We start from the raw sequence: 2,662 nt of genomic DNA, 5'->3' as shown, positions 1-2,662 counted from the left end.
ATAGATTCAACCCTATTGATAATTCCGGAAATATCACCCGGAAGGTTCTCATTGGCATAATACGTTTCAAATAGGTCATCATGAAGCTGCCCAACAGCGTCATAAGGATTAGCACTATTTAAGGGTAATAGCTCATTGATTGCCCTGTTTGCATTAGCGTTTGTATCAACTTCCTGATGTGTACTCGAATCATCGGTACAGGAAGTAAAAAAAGTCAAAATAAGTAGGCATGAATATATTTTTTTCATGGTTGTTAATGTTTAAATGTTACTGATTACTTTTTTTCATCAGTTCATTTCGCCCGGGGTAATCTGAACTTGGTTTCGGCTTTGCTCATAACAAAACCGTTTGAATTCAGGGCAAAACTACAGGCATGTTTTGCACCTCACAAGCCAACAGATACACCATTCGGGAATCCAAGTAGGTGTGATTCGGGAATCACACACCATACGATGGCAACTAAATAACAACCCATCAGGAACTTACCATTCAACAGGGATATTCGCAATTTGCTACCATAATTCGTACATTTTAAACATTATTTTTTTACATTTATTCGCAATAAAAAGCCCCAAAAACACAATTATTTTGCATTTTTTCAATGCTTTAAGCGTCAATTTTTTAAAATGATTCAAAAAAGACACCTACTTATTACATTGCTTTTGTTTTCATACTATGTGGAAGCGCAGTTGACTTATGGTAAAATTCCGGATAGTCTGCTAGCTAAGAATTATAATTACCTCAACAAAGCCATTCAAAAACATAAAAATGATAAGGCCAAGTCCTTGCTATATGCACAAACATGGTTAAGAAAATCAGAAGCTAATAATGACTTTGAACAGGTTGCTTTGGCTTATAAATCGATACTTTACCTCTCCGACAAATCAACTTGGACAGCCTATGCCGATAGTATGTTGGTTGCAGCCAAGCAAACCAAAAACGATTTGACTATTGGTGCTGCTTACATGACTAAGGCAACAGTGTATTACGGGGAGAATGATAACAAAAAAGCCCTGGACAATTTTCTATTGGCAGACGAGTATATTGCCAAAACAGAGGATAGCTATTCTATGTATAAGGTAAAATTTGGCATTGCACAAACCAAATATTATTTAGGATTTTATGATGAAGCAATTAGTTTATTTAAGGAATGTATTGAGTATTTTAAAGAAGAAAACGATAGAGCGTATCTAAACTCGATTCATGGATTAGGAGTATGTTACAATAAAATTGGCAAATACGACTTAAGTTCAGTGACTAACCAACTAGGAATCAAAGAAGGGCGTAAATTGGAAAACCTCGAAATGGAACCCTATTTCATCCATTCTGAAGGAATTAATCAATACTTCAGAAACAATTACCAAAAAGCTATCAGTGATTTGAATACTGCTTTACCAAGTATAAAAAACAATAAAGATTTCGCTAATGAGACGGTAGCTTATTTTTATTTGGGCAAATGCTTTTGGTCCATTAGGGAGCAGGAAAAAGGAATTGAATATTTTAAAAAAGTCGACATAGCTTTTGAGCAACAAAAATACATTCGTCCCGATCTACGTGAGAGTTACGAATTACTAATAGATTATTTTAAAAAACAGGGCGACATTAAATCACAATTATATTACATCAATCAGTTGCTGAAAGTGGACAATGTACTTGGAACAAATTATAAATACCTATTAAGAAAAGTAGTCAAAGAATACGATACAAAAGAGTTGCTAAAATCAAAACAGGACATTGAAAATGCTATGACTTTCAGAGTAGTAATTGACTTTACTATCATTGTTATAATGGCGGTCATTATTGCATATTTAATCTACAGACATTTCAAAAACAAAAGACTGTTTGAAGAAATAATGAAACGTGATACCTCTAAAAGTAATATTCAAAAAAACAATTATGATCAACAACTGGTAATAGATACAACTTTAGATAAAATTGAAAAAACTATAGTTCCCGAAAATACTGATAAGCAAAACAGCCAGGAAATAAGCCCTGAGTTTGAAGCAGGTATTCTAAAGATGTTAGAGAAGTTTGAACAAGGCAAAAAATATTTGGAAAAAGACATGACCCTAACCAAAATGGCTTTATTGTTGAATACCAATAACAAATACGTAACGAAGATAATTTCCAAACACCGTGGAAAAGGCAGCATCGACTACATTACCGATTTAAAAACGGATTATATCATCGAAATGCTCAAAACCGATAGTAAATTCAGGAACTACACAAACAAAGCTTTAGGAGAAGAAGCCGGTTTTGGTTCCACTCAAAATTTTTCTCGGGCCTTCAAAGCCCGAACGGGAATTACACCAACTTACTTTATTTACAAATTAAAAAAGTCAATAGCCGCGGACTCTTCCCAATAAATTGTACTTTTTTCTTTCACAACTTGTGATTGACTTGTGATTTAAATTAAATCAATCCCCACAATTTTGCACCATAACAATCTAAAACATACGTTATGGCTATCGAAGTAATTACCCGCGAAGACTTAAACGAGTTTCGCATTCTACTACTTTCAGATTTAAAAGAACTATTGAAAGTAAATCCACAACAAACCAAGCAATGGCTCAAATCCGGCGAAGTCAGGAAACTGTTAAACATTTCTCCCGGAACTCTACAAACACTCCGCATCAACAAAACACTTACTTACACTAAAATA

General features: G+C 34.1%; 3 protein-coding genes. 2 read left to right on the top strand and 1 reads right to left on the bottom strand.

Annotated features, from left to right (window positions below):
* On the bottom strand, window positions 1-218 hold a 218-nt coding region (locus V7D82_RS13640), incomplete at its 3' end, for a hypothetical protein (RefSeq protein ID WP_333601502.1).
* Between the two features lie 408 nt (window positions 219-626).
* Between V7D82_RS13640 and V7D82_RS13635 the strand changes: the two genes are divergently transcribed.
* Complete coding sequence (locus V7D82_RS13635; RefSeq protein ID WP_333601501.1) at window positions 627-2,366, top strand: AraC family transcriptional regulator; 1,740 nt, start codon at window positions 627-629, stop codon at window positions 2,364-2,366.
* A gap of 95 nt (window positions 2,367-2,461) precedes the next feature.
* Window positions 2,462-2,662: DNA-binding protein (locus V7D82_RS13630; protein WP_333601500.1), on the top strand; the 201-nt coding region annotated here is incomplete at its 3' end.

Source organism: Flavobacterium sp. (genome assembly GCF_036741995.1).
In the GTDB taxonomy this organism is placed as follows: domain Bacteria; phylum Bacteroidota; class Bacteroidia; order Flavobacteriales; family Flavobacteriaceae; genus Flavobacterium.
The sequence above is the reverse complement of the archived record's forward strand: the minus strand, read 5'-3'. Positions and strand labels throughout refer to the sequence as shown.

Coding starts and splice junctions, on each gene's coding strand:
- V7D82_RS13635 (WP_333601501.1), top strand. CDS start 627: ATGATTCAAAAAAGACACCTACTTATTACATTGCTTTTGTTTTCATAC.